Annotated in this window: 13 protein-coding genes and 2 pseudogenes; 13 read left to right on the top strand and 2 right to left on the bottom strand. The window is 57.2% G+C overall.

Features of this window, described 5'->3' with window-relative positions:
* The first annotated feature begins 17 nt into the window (after window positions 1-17).
* From argE to AC0L2L_RS32675, 8 genes and pseudogenes are all read left to right on the top strand, one after another.
* Complete coding sequence (argE, locus tag AC0L2L_RS32710; protein WP_473583927.1) at window positions 18-1181, top strand: acetylornithine deacetylase; 1164 nt, start codon at window positions 18-20, stop codon at window positions 1179-1181.
* Between the two features lie 154 nt (window positions 1182-1335).
* Entirely contained in the window at window positions 1336-2310 is a 975-nt protein-coding gene (locus tag AC0L2L_RS32705) for a GlxA family transcriptional regulator (RefSeq protein WP_473583926.1), read from the top strand.
* A 419-nt stretch (window positions 2311-2729) separates the two neighbouring features.
* Complete coding sequence (locus AC0L2L_RS32700) at window positions 2730-3983, top strand: methylaspartate ammonia-lyase (protein ID WP_473583925.1); 1254 nt, start codon at window positions 2730-2732, stop codon at window positions 3981-3983.
* A 15-nt stretch (window positions 3984-3998) separates the two neighbouring features.
* Window positions 3999-5150 carry a CaiB/BaiF CoA transferase family protein gene (locus tag AC0L2L_RS32695; RefSeq protein WP_473583924.1) on the top strand — a complete coding sequence of 384 codons (1152 nt, stop codon included), beginning with the start codon at window positions 3999-4001 and terminating at the stop codon, window positions 5148-5150.
* Window positions 5151-5283: 133 nt separating this feature from the next.
* The gene (locus tag AC0L2L_RS32690) at window positions 5284-6186 is read left to right on the top strand and encodes an HpcH/HpaI aldolase/citrate lyase family protein (RefSeq protein WP_473583923.1); all 903 of its coding nucleotides are present in this window, start codon (window positions 5284-5286) and stop codon (window positions 6184-6186) included.
* Window positions 6187-6321: 135 nt separating this feature from the next.
* Complete coding sequence (locus AC0L2L_RS32685; RefSeq protein WP_473583942.1) at window positions 6322-7248, top strand: LysR family transcriptional regulator; 927 nt, start codon at window positions 6322-6324, stop codon at window positions 7246-7248.
* Window positions 7249-8031: 783 nt separating this feature from the next.
* Window positions 8032-8106, top strand: a pseudogene (locus tag AC0L2L_RS32680) (non-heme iron oxygenase ferredoxin subunit); the annotation flags it as partial.
* 366 nt (window positions 8107-8472) lie between these two features.
* Window positions 8473-9132, top strand: a complete 660-nt coding sequence (locus AC0L2L_RS32675) for a LysR substrate-binding domain-containing protein (RefSeq protein WP_473583922.1) — start codon at window positions 8473-8475, stop codon at window positions 9130-9132.
* 371 nt (window positions 9133-9503) lie between these two features.
* Here AC0L2L_RS32675 and AC0L2L_RS32670 read toward each other — a convergent pair whose 3' ends face one another.
* Complete coding sequence (locus AC0L2L_RS32670; protein ID WP_473583921.1) at window positions 9504-10556, bottom strand: aldo/keto reductase; 1053 nt, start codon at window positions 10554-10556, stop codon at window positions 9504-9506.
* A 62-nt stretch (window positions 10557-10618) separates the two neighbouring features.
* Window positions 10619-11404 carry an aspartate/glutamate racemase family protein gene (locus tag AC0L2L_RS32665; protein ID WP_473583920.1) on the bottom strand — a complete coding sequence of 262 codons (786 nt, stop codon included), beginning with the start codon at window positions 11402-11404 and terminating at the stop codon, window positions 10619-10621.
* Between the two features lie 488 nt (window positions 11405-11892).
* Between AC0L2L_RS32665 and AC0L2L_RS32660 the strand changes: the two are divergent.
* The 5 genes and pseudogenes from AC0L2L_RS32660 to AC0L2L_RS32640 all read left to right on the top strand — a co-directional run.
* A pseudogene (locus tag AC0L2L_RS32660) lies at window positions 11893-12075 on the top strand (IS110 family RNA-guided transposase); the annotation flags it as partial.
* Between the two features lie 557 nt (window positions 12076-12632).
* Complete coding sequence (locus AC0L2L_RS32655) at window positions 12633-13397, top strand: SDR family oxidoreductase (RefSeq protein ID WP_473583919.1); 765 nt, start codon at window positions 12633-12635, stop codon at window positions 13395-13397.
* 116 nt (window positions 13398-13513) lie between these two features.
* Complete coding sequence (locus AC0L2L_RS32650; RefSeq protein ID WP_473583918.1) at window positions 13514-14320, top strand: SDR family NAD(P)-dependent oxidoreductase; 807 nt, start codon at window positions 13514-13516, stop codon at window positions 14318-14320.
* Window positions 14321-14362: 42 nt separating this feature from the next.
* Window positions 14363-15385 carry a beta/alpha barrel domain-containing protein gene (locus AC0L2L_RS32645; RefSeq protein WP_473583917.1) on the top strand — a complete coding sequence of 341 codons (1023 nt, stop codon included), beginning with the start codon at window positions 14363-14365 and terminating at the stop codon, window positions 15383-15385.
* 302 nt (window positions 15386-15687) lie between these two features.
* A complete protein-coding gene (locus tag AC0L2L_RS32640) occupies window positions 15688-17583 on the top strand; it encodes an HAD-IA family hydrolase (RefSeq protein ID WP_473583916.1) in 1896 nt (631 codons plus the stop codon).
* Window positions 17584-17656: the final 73 nt, after the last annotated feature.

The raw sequence follows: 17656 nt of genomic DNA, 5'->3' as shown, positions 1-17656 counted from the left end.
AACCGCTGGAGAATGAGATGTCAGTGGCTTTGATCGAAGACGCAAAACAAATACTTGAAAAACTCGTCGCGTTCCCGACCATCTCCCATGAGTCGAACCTTTCCATGGTTGACTACATGGCTGATTTCCTCCGCCAGCTTGGTGCAAGGGTATTTCTTCAGCACAATGAAGACGGACGGAAAGCCAATCTGTTCGCCACGTTGGGCCCTCAGAAGGATGGGGGTATCGTTCTCTCCGGGCATTCGGATGTTGTCCCGGTGGAAGGGCAGAATTGGTCCAGCGATCCTTTTATGATGCTGGAGAGCAACGGGCGGCTCTACGGCCGCGGCACATGCGACATGAAGGGCTTCCTCGCCTGCTGCCTTGCCACTGCTCGGGAGGCTGCGGAACTCAATCTCGAGCGACCGCTGCATTTTGCGTTTACCTACGATGAGGAGGTCGGCTGCTTCGGCGCCCAGGCGCTGGTTAAGGAATTGGCTCGTCGCAATATCAAGCCTGCGGCCGCCCTGATCGGTGAGCCGACAATGATGCAGGTCATCGAAGGGCACAAAGGATGCTACGAATATACGACCAACTTTGTGGGCCTTGAGGGCCACGGATCGCAGCCTGACTGCGGCATCAATGCCATTCAGTACGCGACTAGGTTCATCACGTATCTGATGGAGCTCGACAAAGAGCTGAAGGGCCGGGCGATGGCAGGAAGCCGCTTTGACCCTCCTTGGGCCACAATTCAGGTCGGGCGGATTTCGGGTGGCACGGGCCGTAATATTATTGCGGGGCATTGCTCGGTCGAATGGGAGATGCGCCCGGTTCAACCGTCTGACGCCGCGTTTGTGAAGGAGAGGCTCGACATGTTCATCAACCAGCAGCTGCTGCCGGAAATGAAGGCCGCGTCTCCTAACTGCGGTATCGAAACCATCGTCATCGGTGAGGTCGAAGGACTTCAGGTCATGTCGCAGTCGGCGGCGCGCGACCTCATATATGAAATCACCGGAGCCAATGGTGCCGACGTCGTCGCTTTCGGCACCGAGGCGGGGCTTTTTCAGGGAGCGGGCATCTCGGCCATCATCTGCGGACCTGGCTCGATAGAGCAAGCCCACAAACCAAATGAGTTTGTAGACATCGACCAGCTCAAGAGTTGCCTAAAAATGCTTTCCCGCCTGCAGGCGAAACTCGTTTGAACATGCTTGGGGGGTGCTGGGCCTTAGCTCAGCGTTCAATCCAAAAGGCGGGTTCGGCTCTCTCGCAGGCCACTGATTGCCGATGAACGCTCCGTTTCAATCTCATAGAATGACCTTTGCTGAGCCCTCCGACCTTATGGGAGCGGGGCAATCATTGAACATCGCCATCCTGGTGCTGCCGGGGTTTTCGCATCTGGCGCTTCATGCCTATATCGAGCCCTTGCGTATCGCGAACTCCGTTTTAAAAGAGCAGCGGTTTCGATGGCGGATCGTTGGAATGGACTGCCGACCCGTTGCTGGCGCAAACGGGGTCCCAGTGCCGGTCGAAGTCACCATTGACATGCTGCGTTCCCGCAGCGTCAATGGCAATGAAATCGATCAGCTTGTGGTAGTGTCTGGCGAGCCTGTTGAGGGTTGCTCCACCCCGGCTTTGAATAGCTTTCTGCGAGATATCGCCAGGTGCGGCGTAGCCATATCGGCTGTCGGCACGGCAACGTGGCTGCTGGCCCGCGCTGGCTTGCTGGCAAACAGTCATTGCACGATCCACTGGTCGCGGCTTGGCGCCTTCTCGGAGGTGTTTCCCAAACCTCGCATTCAAGACTCGCTGTTTGTTAAGGACGGTCAGTATTCAACCTGCGCCGGGGAACTGGCTGCTTTCGATTTGGCCGTGGACTTCGTCGGCACTCATGCTGGAAGGTTTATAGCGAAAGAGGTCTGTCGATACGCAACCGTAGCGGGCCAGCGCTCCGGCTCAAAACGTCAGACAGATGGCGCGGCGACAGGGTTGGGGAAGGTGAGCGATAAACTCGTAACCGCTGTGACGACAATGGAACACAACATAGAGTTTCCACTGCCGATATCTGGACTTTCTAAGCGGATAAGGGTTTCAAGTCGTCAGCTCGAACGCCTTTTCGTAGTTCACGTCGGCATGACACCAGCCAAGTTCTACCTCAAGCTTAGGGTTGATCACGCAAGGCGACTGATCGAAGGCACCCGATTGCCAATTGTTGATGTAGCGATTGCCAGTGGTTTCGTATCGGCGTCGCATTTTGCGAAATGCTTTAGGAACATGCATGGAATTTCGCCACAGCAGTGCCGCGCGATGGCACCTGCTTGGGTTGTGTGCTGAGAGTTCGGGAAATTCGCTGAGAGACGAGGTCATGGCACTGTGATGATCTGCCGTCTTCGGAAGTCGTTAGCGCTTGCCCAGCTTTTGCGTGCCAGCGGGTTGGCCTCGGTGTGAGTTCCGGACCGTCTGCTCCGCCGCGCCGTCGGCATCTAGATCGCAGCTACCGCGCCTCAGGGGGCCTACCCATCTTGTCAGCGAGCACATGCGGTGAAAAGCTCCCGTCGCCGGGCCGCCGGTGCTCAAATAGCGATCCAGCCAGCCGCCGGTTGCTGTCGGGGTAGCCGCCGGCCATCTGAAAATGCGATGGCACCATCCGGGACATTATATTGGCGACCTCAATACCAAATGGCGCATACTGCTGGTCAGGGTTCGTACCGCACCTTCCTTTAACCTGGCCCAGCAGAAATCGAGCGAAGCACGTGCAGATCAAAGACGTCCTTCTCACGCCCGGCAGTGGTGCATTTTTCTATGACGACCAGGCCGCAATCAGGGCCGGCGCCTCGCAGGACGGCTTCAATTATCTCGGCGAACCCCTAACGCCCGGTTTCACTTCTATCCGCGTTCCGGCGTCTTCGCTCAGCATCGGGCTTGTTCTTGTCGACGAAACCGTCGTTTGGGGCGACATGATGAGTGTTCAATATTCTGGAGCCGGAGGACGCGATCCTCTGTTTGACGCCGAACAAATGGCGGATCTGACGACCCGGGTCATGATACCACGACTTCTCGATGTCGATGCGTCCCGCTACCTTGATGCCTGCGCGAAGGTGTTCGAGCCATTCGAGCGCGAGCGGCTACCTCTTGCTCTTGAATACGGAGTCAGCCAAGCGTTGCTTCGAGCCACGGCCTGCCTCCAACGTGCCACCATGGCAGAGGTGGTATGCGCCGAATTTGACCTACAGTTGCCCACGCGCAGGGTCCCGATTTACTGCCAAAGCGGCGATGCCCGGGAAATAAATGTCGACAAGATGATTCTGAGATCCGTGGATGTTCTCCCTCACGGCCTGATTAACTCGCGGCAGAAATTCGGCGTCGACGGCCAGACCTTCATGGAGTTCGTGAAGTGGGTTGCAACGCGTACGCGCCAAATCGGCCGCCCAGGGTATCATCCGGTGCTGCATTTCGATGTGTATGGCTGGATCGGCCTTGAAATTGGCCTGGAGCCGCAACGGATTGCCGACTTTATCTGCAGGGTTGCCGAGAGCGTTCCAGGTTTCACGCTCAATGTCGAGTGCCCGGCGGATTTTGGTTCGACGCAAGGTCAAATTGAGAACTACGCCGAGATCGTATCGATTTTGGACAACCGGGGTTCCAGCGCCCGCATTGTCGCGGATGAGAGATGCAACACGCTTGAGGATATTCGGCTCTTTGCCGAAGCGAGGGCCACGCATCTGGTACAAATCAAGACCCCCGATGTCGGCTCAATTGCCGATACGGCGCGCGCAGTTCTCATCTGCAAGGCGAACAAAGTAGGGGCGTATGTCGGGGGAAGCTGTACCGAGACGGATCTCTCCGCCCAGACTTCAGTCCACGTTTCGGTGGCGACCCAGGCCGACATGATGCTCGCAAAGCCCGGAATGGGGGTCGACGAGGCATTCTCAATTGTTGGGAACGAACAAAATCGGTTGCTGGCGACGCTGAACCGTCGTCGGACTCATAACGAAAACGTTGGATGAAAAGCACGGTGTCGCATGCAGAACTCTCTTGAGGAGATCACTGTCGTAGCCGTGGAGCAGGCTGTGGCCGCGCCTTATGCATCCTCTCGCCTTGCGGACGCCGGCGCACGTGTCATCAAGGTCGAAAGACCCGAAGGGGACTTTGCCCGAAACTACGACAGGTTGGTGCGGGGACAGAGCGCTTACTTCGTTTGGCTCAACCGAGGTAAGGAGTCGGTCTGTCTGGACCTCAGGTTGGAGGCGGATCACGCCGTTCTGGACACGCTTATTGCCAGTGCTGACGTCTTTATCCAGAATCTAAAGCCGGGCAGTATCGAAAAACTGGGTTTCGCGACTGCGGATCTGCGTCGACGATATCCGCGGCTGATCACCTGCGACATCTCTGGTTTCGGGGAGAAAGGGCCGTACTCCCATTTGAAGGCTTATGATCTCATCGTCCAGGCCGAAACAGGCCTATGCGCGATCACCGGCACCCAAGAAGGGCCTGCGCGTGTAGGGGTCTCGGTTTGCGACATCTCGGCGGGCATGACAGCGCATAGTGCCATTCTTCAGGCGCTGTATCACCGCGAGGTCACCGGCGAAGGGACAAGCATCCAGGTTTCATTGTTCGACGCCATCGCCGACTGGATGAACGTGCCGGTTCTGCAAAACGACTACAGCGGATATCACACGGTACGCGCCGGCGTGAAACACCCGTCGCTGGTGCCGTATGGCGCCTATCCTTGTGCCGACGGCAAAGACGTCATCTTTTCAGTTCAGAATGACCGCGAATGGGTGAATTTTTGCGAGAAGTTCCTGAAGCAGCCCGAGCTTACGCGCGCACCTGGTTTTGCTGACAATATGGATCGCCTCGGTCATCGTGCGCAACTTGATGAGATCATTGAGAGGCGGTTTTCCGAACTATCCTGCCACGAAGCAATGGAGGAGCTCGAGGCGGCCGGTTTGGCATACGGCCGACTGAACGAAGTTGCGGATGTTTCAAGGCATCCACACATTCGCAGGGTGCAGGTTGGAACACCCGAAGGAACCATAGAGACGATAGCGCCGGCGGCGATTTTCAACTCTGGGCGCCCCTCGCTGCGCCCAGTTCCGGCTCTTGGCGCTCACACGGAGACTGTCCGAGAAGAGGTTCTGGGGATTTTGCGCGAAAGAGCCGCATCAGCGTGAGCGCGCATCTCGGTAAGGTAAGCGAGCGCGCGATTTCCAAAAAACCTGTGTACCGCGCATCATCTCAGCACGCCGGCCGCCCAAAGAGCTCACTGGCACCGCCGTCGCTAAAATCGGCCGCGGAGGCGACTCCGTGACCAAGGATACCTTTGCGGCCATTGAAAGCGCGACGTCTGTACCTCGCTGGAGATCCCTGCTCTTCGTTCCCGCTCACCTTCCGCGGTTTGTGGAGACGGCTCATGAGCGGGGTGCAGATGGCATCATTCTCGACCTGGAGGATTCCGTTCCCCAGGATCAGAAAGGCGAGGCACGGCGGCAGCTTTCCGAATCCGTTGCAAAGGTGGCGCGCAAGGGTGCCTCTGTTTTGGTGCGCCTGAATCGTGGTTTGCGCGCCTTGGCGGCCGATCTCGATGCAGCCGTGATGGCTGGTATTGACTCACTGGTTCTTCCGAAGACGGATTCGGCAGAGTGGGTTTTAGAGATCGCGAATGCGGTTTCAGAACTAGAACGAGAAAGAAATCTTGCGCCGGGTGGCATCCGGTTCCTTGCCCAGATCGAGACCCCGGGCGCCTTGCAAAAGCTGGCGGCCATTGCGTCGGCGCATCCAAGGATGGTCGCAATGGCACTTGGTCCTGAAGATTTCAGTACTGCTGTCGGTGGCTCGCCGGAGTTCGACCTTCTGTTGATGCCGAACCTTTCTGTCCTGTTTGCCGCCCGTGCGGCCGGATTGCTCCCGCTGGGCTTCATAGGAAGCATCGGCGAGTTTTCCGACACGCATAAACTTCGTGAAACAGCGGCGCACGCGCGGCGGCTTGGCTTTGCGGGAGCTTTGGCGATCCATCCGACACAGGTCGCCATATTCAATGAGGCGTTCTCGCCAAGCGCCCGGGAACTCGAGTGGGCCCGTCGCATCGTCGCGGCGGAAAGCGATGCCGTAACGCGTGGACTGTCTGCTTTCTCGTTGAATGGTAAGATGGTCGATCCGCCAGTGGTGCGGCGCGCACACGAAATCCTGGCCCTTGCCGGCAGCAACTGACCTATGCCTCTGCTCAACGGCCGGGACAAGGCGCCTGCCCAGCATGGGTTCGGTAGTATCGCAGCTTGATTGCCATCTTGTTTCGAGATAGATATGAAGAAACGGGGGAACATGCCCTGGTTGGATTTGTTCATCGTGGACATCAGGCAGTTAAGATACTTTGTCGGCGTCGTCGAAGCCGGCAGTTTCACGAAGGCAGCTGCGACCCTCAACGTTGCTCAAAGCGCTCTAAGCCTGCATGTCCGTCAACTTGAGGAAGGCTTCGGCACCCAGCTGCTGGTTCGCGACAGGACCGGTGTCAGCGTGACGGCGTCCGGAGACAAGCTGCTTGAGCGCGCGCGGAACATCCTGAAGGAAATTCAGCTCACCGAGGCGGAACTTACCAACACGGTGGCTGCTCCCTCGGGAGAGGTGACTATCGGCATTCCGTCCGGAGCCGCTCGCGTCCTCAGCGGTCCCCTGCTTGAATCGGTAAGAAGCGAATTGCCGAGGATCTCGCTCAAGATGATCGAGGGCATGACAGGACCGCTGGAGGAGTGGATGGCTGCTGGCCGTTTCAATCTGGCCGTCCTGTACCGGACTGCCGAGAGCGTGGGGCCAATGACGGTGCTGGCCCGCGAAGAGTTTTGCCTGGTGGTGCCGCCGGCCGAACCGCCTTTCGAAGATTCAATACCGCTCGCCGACCTGCACGCATTTCCGCTGGCCGTCCCTATGCGCAACAACAATGTCAGGCGTTCGGTGGCCGATGTCGTTGTCCAGCACGGTTGTGTTCTGGACGTCAGATTCGAAGTCGACTCGCTTTCCACGATCATCAATATGGTCATGGAGGGAAAGGCGTATTCCATCCTTACCCCGTCGGCCATTCAGAAAGAGGCCTCTCAAGGCCTAGTCCGGACGGTTAAAATCATCGATCCAGTGATCACCCGTTCCGTTGTGCTCGCTGTCAACCCGAAAGATGAGCGCTCTCCAGCCGTCTCCGCGGTCCGCAAGCTGATCCCCAAGGTCGTAAGGACTTTGGTCGAGGACAAGCACTGGTCAGCCACGGTTCCGGACCGGATCTAGGAAACCCAAGCCAAATCTTCCAGCGCTATCGCCCAATATTGCCGGCGGGTGGCCTCAGTCCAACCCATGTCGTGATCCCGCTCAAGTCTAGACAACTCAAGCGAATCACAACGGACGGGGCCACTCAACCGATTCCACGCCCAATCCCGAGTTTCGGGTCAGGCTCTAAACGATCCGTGCCCGAACGTCATAGGCCGCCTTATAGCGGCGTTGTGCTGATACAATTTTCTGTTATCTGCATCTAGCAATACGCCGGAGCTTGATGCTTTGCTTGGTGAAACGAGGTCACCGAGAGAAACCGGATCTGAGAGAGCTCGGGTCTGGACAAATCAGAGAAACCGATGGGCAGTACTATTGGTATTGGGAGCGGTCTCGTGGGTCACCGTGCCGTCTCCGAAATTCAGTGCTTGCGCCCAGCCATTCTGTACAAATTATTGGTGCCGAGTTCGACCGACCGTATGGCAAGCCTCCTCTTTCTAAGGAGCATCTTCTTGCGCTAGAACCGGTGGGTCCCAATTTGAGCAACCACGAGATTCATGATTCGAGCGTGACTTTGCGCGACGGCGTAAGTGCAACCAGTATAGATCGCGGCAATGTTTCGCTTGGCGTCTTGGTTGGGGCTGAGGAGTCAACAAAGAGCGAGATATCTCCGCCCTTAGGCGAGCGGATTTGAAGGGTTACCCTGTGCCAGCATCGCTTGTCATCAACGGTTCGGGTAGAAACCAACGCCGAGCCGGTTCGAGCCAATAAAACCGTTATTCGAAGCCCACCTTTGATGGCAATGTCTACGCGACGGACAACGTGTGTTCTCATGCGCTTGCTTTATTGACGAGCGGCGGACTTGACGACACCTTGTAGAATGCCCCGTTGCATGGAGCGCAGTTTGACATCAGAACTGGAGAATTGATCAGAGGACCTGCTGAATGTCCAATTGCAACATTTGCCATCCGGCTTCCAGGAAACCTAATCGATAGATAGCGGGAACATCCGGTGTTCGTTGTAAGAGTTGTCTCCGGCTTTCGTGTCGCTGGATCCAATTGCTTGAACCAAACGGAGAGTAATGAGGGCCTGCAACGTTCTTGGAAATGGAATTCTTAACGGCCTCTATCGGATCGTTCCTTCTGAGCTGATCTTCACAAGGCCTGTTTAATCAACATTATTAGCTTCGAAACTCTGTTGCACAATATGCTATGATATCCTCTCGCAGAAAGGCATGATGGAACAATGAAGACGATAAAAACTTCGGTCTCTGAGACTTTTGTTGTTGGTTGTCCATATAACCTCCAACAAATGTGGCTAATGCCTCGTTTCAACATACTGTCTTCAAGGGTTGCTACCAGCCAAGTTATGTTGATGACATCCGCTAATTACAGCGATTTCGATAAGCCAGATGTAGCAATTTCACTGCGTTTCGGGAGACCGGAAGACTGGCCAGACCTGGTGGCCACTAAACTGTTTAATGGGGAATGGTTCCCTGTCTGCGCACCGAGCTTCTTAGAGCGGTATCCAGCTCTCGTGTCCGGCGAGCCAAGCGCCTTCTTGCAGGTACCCCTCTTGCACTTAACCACACAACCGCAGGCTATCGATAGCTGGGAATCTTGGATCGGCATTGATGGAAAGCTTGATGGCCCAAGATTTGCCACCTATTTGTCCATGATCCACGAAACCATTGCCGGACGTGGCGCCGCGCTAGCTTGGGTGGGTTTTATTGAGGAACACCTAAGACTAGGTCAAGTAGTGCGTCTGACACCTATGTCGCGGCGCCACGATAATTCCTTCTATATAGTGACCGGGAAGACAATTAGCCCTGGCGCGCATGAGGTAGTCAAAGCCCTTGTCGATTCGGTCGACGATCATATGGTACAGCCTGAGGGGCGCACTTGAAGGATCGCCGGCCACGTTTGACGTGCTCAGGTGCGCATCGCCTCCGGACATCAGGCACAACTGTTTGGCTGACGGATGGTGCGATCGCTGAAGCGACGCCGAAGCCGATTATTCCGAAGAGTGGTTCTTAGCCTATGCTTGCCAATCTCCTAGGTGCTGTCACATTGATTGACAAGGAAATTGCGGTAGCAGCGCGCTGATCACCGTGAGTGCACCGACATACAAGAACCACCGCTATCCGATAAAAATCAAGTTCAACCTGTTGCTGGCCAGGCTTGCCGTCAAGTCGACAATGCGGTGACGGTTTCGCCAACGCGTCGGTTGGAGTTTACGACGGAGCCGCTCAGGAGACGCCAGATAAATTTGAGCGATTACGCCTTCGGCACGAAAGGCGCCGGACGCCGGCCGGCACCTTGCCGCTCCAGCATCCAGCCGGGATACTCGGAAGGCAGCGCGCTCACCTCGTCCAGCTTGGCAAGATCGTCGGCATCGAGCTTCAGCCCGGTGGCGGCGAGGTTCTGTTCGAGCTGATCCATGCGGCTGGCGCCGATGATGACGCTCATCACGAAGGGCTTGGCCAGCACATAGCCCAGCGCCACCGTGGCGACGCTGACGTCGTGCTTCCTCGCGACCTCGCGCATGACGGCGACCGCCGCCCAGGCGCGATCCTCGTTGACCGGCGGGAAGTTGAAATTGGCGCGGCGGCCCTCGCCGTTGCCCGGCGCGCCCGGACCGTATTTGCCCGACAGCAGCCCGCCGGCCATCGGCGACCAGACCATGAGGCCGAGCTTTTCCTCGTTGAGCAGCGGCACGATGTCGCGCTCGAGATCGCGGCCGGCGATCGAGTAGTAGGACTGCACCGTCTCGAAACGGGCATAGTCCTTGCGCTCGGCGATGCCGAGCGCCTTGGCGATGCGCCAGGCCTGCCAGTTGGAAACGCCGACATAGCGGACCTTGCCGCTGGCGACGAGGTCGTCGAGCGCCCGCAGCGTCTCGTCGATCGGCGTCACCGTATCGGTGCCGTGCAACTGGTAAAGATCGATATGATCGAGGTGCAGCCGCTCCAGGCTGCCTTCGATCGAATCCATAATGTGGCCGCGCGAGGAACCGCGCTGATTTGGACCTTCACCCACGGCGCCATACACCTTGGTGGCGATAATGACGTCCGAGCGCTTGACGCCGAGGTCCTTGAGCGACTGACCGAGCAGCCGTTCCGACTGGCCGAAGGAGTAGATATCGGCGGTATCGAAGAAATTGACCCCGGCGGCGATCGAACGGCCGACGATCTCGTTGGCGCCTGTCTGGTCGAGGCAGGCGACCAGGCGCGACCATTCATCGTTCTCGCCGGCGGCGCCGAAGGTCATGGTGCCGAGGCAGAGTTCGGAGACGAACATGCCGGTATTGCCAAGCTGGTTGTAGCGCATGATTGATTTTTCCCGAGAGAAGGATTGGATGACATAACGGAAATAGGAGCGGGCCGTTCGTTTCAAATGTGGCCATAGTGCTCGCGATGAACGACAACTGAAAAAGCGTAGTCGAGCAGCGTACTCCAGGAGAAAATAGGCAAGCTCACTTCGCGCTGCACACAGCGTGCGAACGGCTGAAGTCCTGTGCAAGCGAAAATCAATGCGCACAGGTCGGAGTTCTTGGAGACGAAGTCCTTACAGGCACCAACGAACTCGGCCTCGGCACTTTCCAAACTGGCCGGCGGAACCGCAGACCACTTGTCTGCGCTCCACAAACTCTCGAATTCCGGGCACGAATAGTCTTCGCTTACTCCCATGAAGGCCAGGTTTGACGCGGGATCAATTCCGACGCTGACGAGATGGTGCTCGGTCAGCCGCCGAGGGAAGGCACACACAATCCCAACGCGTCTCGTGCTTCCGGTCAGCTGCTGCGCGAGAGGTACCTGCAAAAGGCTCGACATAAATACAGGCACCGATACTTCGGCCGCCACCTCCTTCTGGAAATACGCAAAGTGAGCACACTCAGCAGCGATGGCTCGACACCCCATACGTTCGAGTCGACGCGCGGCCTGCAGTATGGGGTCCAGGCAAGCGGATTTATCCGACTGAATTGCGAGCCGATCGAAATCGACACCTTCGACTACGTCGTATTGGACGGGGAACGGATACGCACTTGCGTTCCGTACAGAGCCGGGAAACCCAGGATATACCTCATCGAACAGCATGATCCCCAAACCCATGCCGCAACCATATGTACCCGGTTGTGCGCGAATGACATCTATCCCAAAGTCGCGGTTTCCAGACATTATGTTATATGACTCCCAAGCTGAGAAAGTACTGGCCGTGCTGAGTCGACCTGGCGCGGCGTTCGGCGCCATTTCTGGTGCGAAGCGACATTAGCTCTGAGCTGAACTTCGTCGGCCCATCCGATAGTTGAAACAGGCATACCCGCACGTCGCATGTTAGAATCGGTCCGGTGCTGCCGGGCGGAAGCCATAATCCATGAACACGTCATGCAACGCATATTGCTCCATAGAGGCGCGGATGATTTGAAGGGAGTACTGTCACCCACGATACGACCGTCGCCAAAACCTGTCACTTTGCGACAAGGAGCTTCAAGAGTCGTGCCAACTGCCGAGAAATATCCTTTGAAAGATTTTTACGCCTGTTGTTCAATGGCTTAAATAGTTAAAATATGACAGCGCAATCGGAAACGGCCGTGTCTCAGACTCGACAAATCCGACATAAGAAGATCGTGTCCCGCTGCGTGGTGTAGCTGGCGGCATTGATCGCCGCGCAGCTCCATGCCAGCGGCTTTCTACCGGAGGTCTGGTTCCCGATGAGCGGACTGAGCGGCTTCGCCGCCTCGTCGCGCGGCGCAACCAGGTCGTGCGGCATCGCACGCACGTGAAGAACGAGGTGCATCCTGCAGGCGCACCTTGTGCCGAAATGCCCGCATGCCGATCTGTTCAACCGGTGTCGGTCGCCGCGGTTCGGCTTACGCCTACACCTCAGCGAGTTGCGAAACAGCGAGAAAGCCACGGCCGAAAATGCCGAGCGTGCCTACGAACTGATGGTTCGGCATTGGCGGCCACGCAGGCCGAAGCGGCGCACGGACGCCACAAAGGAGGAACGACTATAACGGCTGCTTTTCATCAACGCCAGTTGGCGAGGCGGTAGTGGGAACCCTGACGGTGACAACCCCGGTGACAGAGAAGGTATTTGGCTCGGTGGCCGCGCCGCCGGGTTCTAGGATGCCGAGCGGCACGCCGCCCCGTGCGTCGGGAGGTCCGACCTTGTACATGACTAATTCGCCTCGGCAAAAACTTAAGTTGCTTACGCAACGCTGTCTTCAGAACCGGAAGGCGTATCGGCGCGCATGCGACACAAATGTTAGAACTCCGACGTAAGAGCAAAACCGAAGTCTTACCAGCGGAGCTATCCTACTGTTTTGGGAGGATTTTTTCATTTGGCACGGCATATGCTCGCAGTCTGGACGGTGGCAAGAAGCGTTGTGATGCTAATGGGTGAGAAATGGATTTAGGGCTTGACGGCAAGGTGGCAATGGTCGCGGCCGCGTCCAGCGGCTTAGGTTTCGCCGCAGCTGAGGAGTTAGCCAACGAAGGCTGCCGCCTGTCCATCTGTGGGCGGGATCCGACGCGGCTAGAAAGAGCAGTGGATCGGTTGCGCAGCACAGGCGCCGAAGTGCTGGCGCGCGCGACCGATGTAACTGACTGCGCGGATGCAACAGCTTGGGTCGCCGAAACAGCGGAGCATTTTCGGTCTATCGACATCTTGGTGACGAATTGTGGCGGCGTTGCTGCGGGGCCACCCTCGGCCTTGACCCCTAAGGATTTCGACAATGCGTTTAATCGAGTGCTTCTACCGTCGATAAGTCTGGTTACGGCCGCCTTGCCATATCTGCGACGCTCGCGGGCGGGACGAATATTGATGCTCGCCTCCGAGGCTATTGTACGGACCCCGGTACATTTCGCGCTGTCGGGTGTCGCACGGGCAGGGCTAGTGCCGTACTGCCACACGCTCGTACAAGAATTGTCGGGGGAGAGCATCACCGTAAACGTGCTCGCTCCTGGAGCACATAGTACCGCGATTCACGAAGCCAATCGGATCGGCAAACACGCCGAAGCCATCCGTGCGCTCGAGGATAGGACCCCGGCCCGACGCCTTGGCGATCCCTCGGAATTCGGAGCAGTTGCTGCATTCTTGGCCAGCGCCCGCGCGGCCTATGTCAGCGGAGCCCTGATCGTCATCGATGGTGGGCTGAGTGCAACTGTCTGAACAATTTGTCGCACCAAGAACCGTTGCATGAACGAAGCCAACGCAAACAGAGCCGTCATCGATCTCGGCCGTTCAATCGCACACGCGTCTATTCATAGCTGGATTGGGTAATCTCTATGTCAGATACAGCTCATAATTCTGCGACTGGTGCAGAAGGATACCAGGAGCTCTTCGGAGTTGATGGCAAGGTAGTCTGCATTTCAGGCTCGAGTCGCGGTCTAGGGAAGGCGCTCGCCACCTGCTTTGGAAGGTTGGGCGCGAAGATCATCCTTTCCTCGCACAATATTGAAGAGCTGGCCGAAGCTGAGGCAGAACTTGCGGGCCAGGGAATCAACGTTGCGGCTATCCGCGCTGATGTGCGGTCGCACGACGACTGCAAGGCACTGATCAGCGGCACGGTCAACCGGTTTGGGCAGATCGATGTGATGGTCTGCAACGCAGGTACCGACATCATAAAGCCAGCGCATTCATATGAAGAACCGGAATGGGACGAAATCGTCGATACCAATCTGCGGGGCTATTATTATTGTGCGAAGTTTGCCGCCCAGGCGATGCTGGATCAAGGCGGCGGCAGCATCATCATGACTTCTTCGGTCGCCAGTTCTCTCGGCATACCGGGCCTGGCTGTCTATGCTGCGAGCAAAGGAGGCGTCAATCAACTGACGCGCACCATGGCGGTAGAATGGGCCGATAAGGGTATTCGTGTAAACGCCGTCGCCCCTGGGTTCATCAACAACTTCATGGATGGAGTGCATCCTGATCTCGAGACCCCTTATCAGCGCCGCGCAATGGAATTCACTCCGATGCGGCGCCGCGGCAATTTGCCCGAGTATTTCGGTCCCTACATTTTCCTCGCAAGCCCAGCTGCATCGTTCGTAACAGGCGAGATCCTCTATGTCGATGGGGGCTACGCTGCGGGCTGATGCAGGTTCGAAGTTGTGACGCTATTTCGAGGAGGCTGGGCAATGTTAAGCACAATACCAGATGAAGTGAACTTCCTAGACTGCACGTTGCGCGATGGTGGCTACTACACAAATTGGCATTTCGCGCCGGAACTGGTGTCGGACTATATGGCTACGATCAACACTCTTCCAGTGCGCATGGTCGAGCTGGGACTCGCCGGAAAGCCTGATAGCCACGGATATTTCGCCAGTGTGACGAGCTCTAAGGTCGAACAGGTGGCTGCCGGTCTTCTGGTCGATGCATGTGTGATGATCGATGCCAAGGATGTGCTTGCGAGCGAACAGCCCACACCCTCTGGCGTGACCCGCGTGACAGAAGGACTGATGCCAGGGCATGTCACGACCGTCCGAGTGGCGGCGCATTACAGCAGCTTGGCTGCCTGCCGGAACATTTGTGCTGAGTTGTCTCACAGGGGCTTCCGTGTGTTTTTGAATCTCATGCAGATCGATGCAGCAAATGCTGCAGAAATTGAGATGTGCGTGAAGGGGGTAAAGCAGATCGACACCATCGACGTGCTTTATATCGTCGATTCCTTTGGCTCTATGAAGCCGGCTCGCGTTCAGGAATTAATCGGTCGGTTTGCGGGTCGAATCGAGCCTGACATTGGATTCCACGGCCATGACAATCGCGGATATGCACTGGTCAATTCAGTGGCCGCCGCGGCGGCGGGAGCGACCTGGATAGACTGCACCATGGGGGGCATGGGCCGCGGGGCAGGAAACACGGCTAGTGAGCAGCTCCTACCGATTCTCACTCGCCTCGAAACATCCAAGGAATGGGCACTCCTCGAGCACGTTCTGCGTCACTTCGATCCGCTTCGCAAACGGTATGGCTGGGGCAGCAGCGCGGCATATCAATACGCGGGCTCAAACTTCATCCATCCGTCGTATGTTCAAAAGCTTTGTGAAGGCGGGGCTTTGTCTGACGCCGCAATTATCAGGCGCCTTTCGGACCTTCCCGCCGATGAACGGATGAGTTTTGCCAATGACAAGCTGTCGGCGCTAATGGCGCAGGACATCGCCTGATCGCAGATATCTCTGTTGAGGCGCCCCGTTTTCCCAATTTGGAGGAAGCCATGGCTCTACCAAACGCGGTTGTAAAACCATCGCTCCTCCCGTCCGATCCGCGGTTTTCATCAGGCCCTTGCCGTAAACATCCTGGTTGGAGCGTGCACCCAACTATGCTGCGCTATGTTGGACGAAGTCACCGGAGCTCCGAGGGAGCAGAAAGGCTGGGAGAGGTAATCAGGCGTATGGCCTCTTTGCTAGGGCTGCCTGATGGCTGGCTCTGCGGAATCGTGCCCGGTTCGGGCACTGGGGCCTGCAGCATGGCCTTACAAAATCTACTCGGCCCTTTTCCAGTCGAGACATTTTTGTCAGACAGCTTCTCGCAGTATTGGGCAAATGAGATCGATACGTTGGCGCTTGCCCCCCAAAGCCGGCACATTTGTGCTTTCGGAGATTTTCCGACCATTGGCAGGATCGACCCCAATCACGACATCGTTCTTGTGCTAAACGGAACCAGCAGCGGCGTCTGTCCACCGGATCTTGACTGGATTCTTCCTGACCGTGCCGGGCTTGTGATCGCGGATGCCGTTTCGGCGGCTTTTACGAGGCATATCGACTTCGACCGGATCGATGTTCTGTGCTGGTCATGGCAGAAGGCGCTTGGCGGTGAAGGCGGCCACGGCATGATTGCGCTCTCGCCTCGAGCCCAGGCACGGCTGAAAGCCGGCGAGCGTAAGCCTGTAGCCAGGCTCATGAGACTGCACAACCCCGATGGATCTGTGAACAATGCGTTCTTTGGCGGCCGGACGATCTCGACCCCTAGCATGTTCGCCGTCGAGGACATCCACTCTGCGCTCGACTGGGCCGAAGCGTGCGGTGGACTACCCGCGCTTCTGAACAGGGTTGCCAATAATTATGCTGTTGTGGACGACTGGGTGAACTCTACTCCTTGGATCGATTGGATTTGCACCAATCCGGCAGCACGCTCCACCTGTTCAATTACTCTTCGGCTTGTACACGAGCAGCTCGCTGCCGGCGAGAAAAAGGACGACGGCAAAATCGTTGCGGGGATGATCCGTCTACTCGAAGCCGAAGGCGCGGCTTTTGACATCTGGAGCTATGGTGACGCGCCCCCGGGATTCCGGATATGGGCGGGCCCTACGGTCGAGACAGAAGACTTGGCGCTCTTATGCGACTGGCTGGCCTGGGCTTATAGCGAGACGTGCGAGGGCAGCATACCAGCCGTAGTGGTCCCGCGTCACGGCTACTTTTTGCCCTCTAAGGTGAGCGCGGTTCAGCCGAGGACGGAGTCGGCTTGTCCTCTCAGCGGCGCCCTCGAATACCCACCTCCCCGGACACTGGCAGATTGTTATGACGCGATACTTTTCGACGCGACGGGGGTCCTGATCAGGGAAAATGAAGCGCTACCCGGCGCTGCTGAAATCTTGGCCCGACTTAATATCTCCGGTCGGCCCTACTACATCGTGACGAATATCAGCAGTGGATCGGATGAAACGATATTAGCGCGTCTCCGCGGCGCGGGACTTCCGATTCCGGGGGTCGACCGTATCGTGTCCGCGGGAGGTATTGCACGGCATCGCGTACTCGAAGAGCTGGCTGCCGGGCGGGTAGTCTCCTATTTGGGCAGTGCACAGGCTGCACATGACATCTTCGGCAAGCATCCAAATCTTCATTGCGCTGACACGGTCGAGACATTCGACACGCTCGTGGTGCTCGATGACGAGGGTTTCGATTTTAAACGGGCTGCCGATAACATCCTGTCGACCTTTCAACGCAGACTGATCGAGACGGGTGAAATGCCCCGTATTATAGCGGCGAACGCGGACATCATTTATCCTGGCAAGAACGGCACACTCGTCTTTGGACCGGGCATAATAGGGTCAATGCTTCAAGCTGGCCTAGCGCCCTTCGGTGCTCCTCCAATGTCAGTAGAGATAATGGGGAAGCCGGGAAGAGCGATTTTCGACGAGTGCATCGCTCGGGCCGGTACCGACCGTCTTTTGATGGTCGGCGATCAGGTTGATACGGATATCAAGGGCGCAAAGGCTGCCGGGCTCGACGCACTCCTCGTAACCACCAGCCTCAACAACTTCGGCGAGTTGCGTCAAGGCGAGAACGGCGCTCCCGATTATGTCGCAAAGAACCTCAATCAGATTCTCGACGGTAGTTTGGTTCCACATCTTATTAGATCGTAAGACCGTATGTCCGCTTCTGCCGGTGAGGTGGCTCGCCCTACACTGCGCGTCCGAGGGTTGCTCGGGCGGTCCG

The organism is Mesorhizobium sp. WSM4832, from assembly GCF_055811115.1.
The sequence above is the reverse complement of the archived record's forward strand: the minus strand, read 5'-3'. Positions and strand labels throughout refer to the sequence as shown.

What these genes read in the sequence shown, in the direction of transcription:
- argE (WP_473583927.1), top strand. Translation starts at nt 18, where the DNA reads ATGTCAGTGGCTTTGATCGAAGACGCAAAACAAATACTTGAAAAACTC.
- AC0L2L_RS32695 (WP_473583924.1), top strand. Translation starts at nt 3,999, where the DNA reads ATGCAGAACTCTCTTGAGGAGATCACTGTCGTAGCCGTGGAGCAGGCT.
- AC0L2L_RS32675 (WP_473583922.1), top strand. Translation starts at nt 8,473, where the DNA reads ATGAAGACGATAAAAACTTCGGTCTCTGAGACTTTTGTTGTTGGTTGT.
- AC0L2L_RS32670 (WP_473583921.1), bottom strand. Translation starts at nt 10,556, where the DNA reads ATGCGCTACAACCAGCTTGGCAATACCGGCATGTTCGTCTCCGAACTC.
- AC0L2L_RS32665 (WP_473583920.1), bottom strand. Translation starts at nt 11,404, where the DNA reads ATGTCTGGAAACCGCGACTTTGGGATAGATGTCATTCGCGCACAACCG.
- AC0L2L_RS32655 (WP_473583919.1), top strand. Translation starts at nt 12,633, where the DNA reads ATGGATTTAGGGCTTGACGGCAAGGTGGCAATGGTCGCGGCCGCGTCC.
- AC0L2L_RS32650 (WP_473583918.1), top strand. Translation starts at nt 13,514, where the DNA reads ATGTCAGATACAGCTCATAATTCTGCGACTGGTGCAGAAGGATACCAG.
- AC0L2L_RS32645 (WP_473583917.1), top strand. Translation starts at nt 14,363, where the DNA reads ATGTTAAGCACAATACCAGATGAAGTGAACTTCCTAGACTGCACGTTG.
- AC0L2L_RS32640 (WP_473583916.1), top strand. Translation starts at nt 15,688, where the DNA reads ATGGCCTTACAAAATCTACTCGGCCCTTTTCCAGTCGAGACATTTTTG.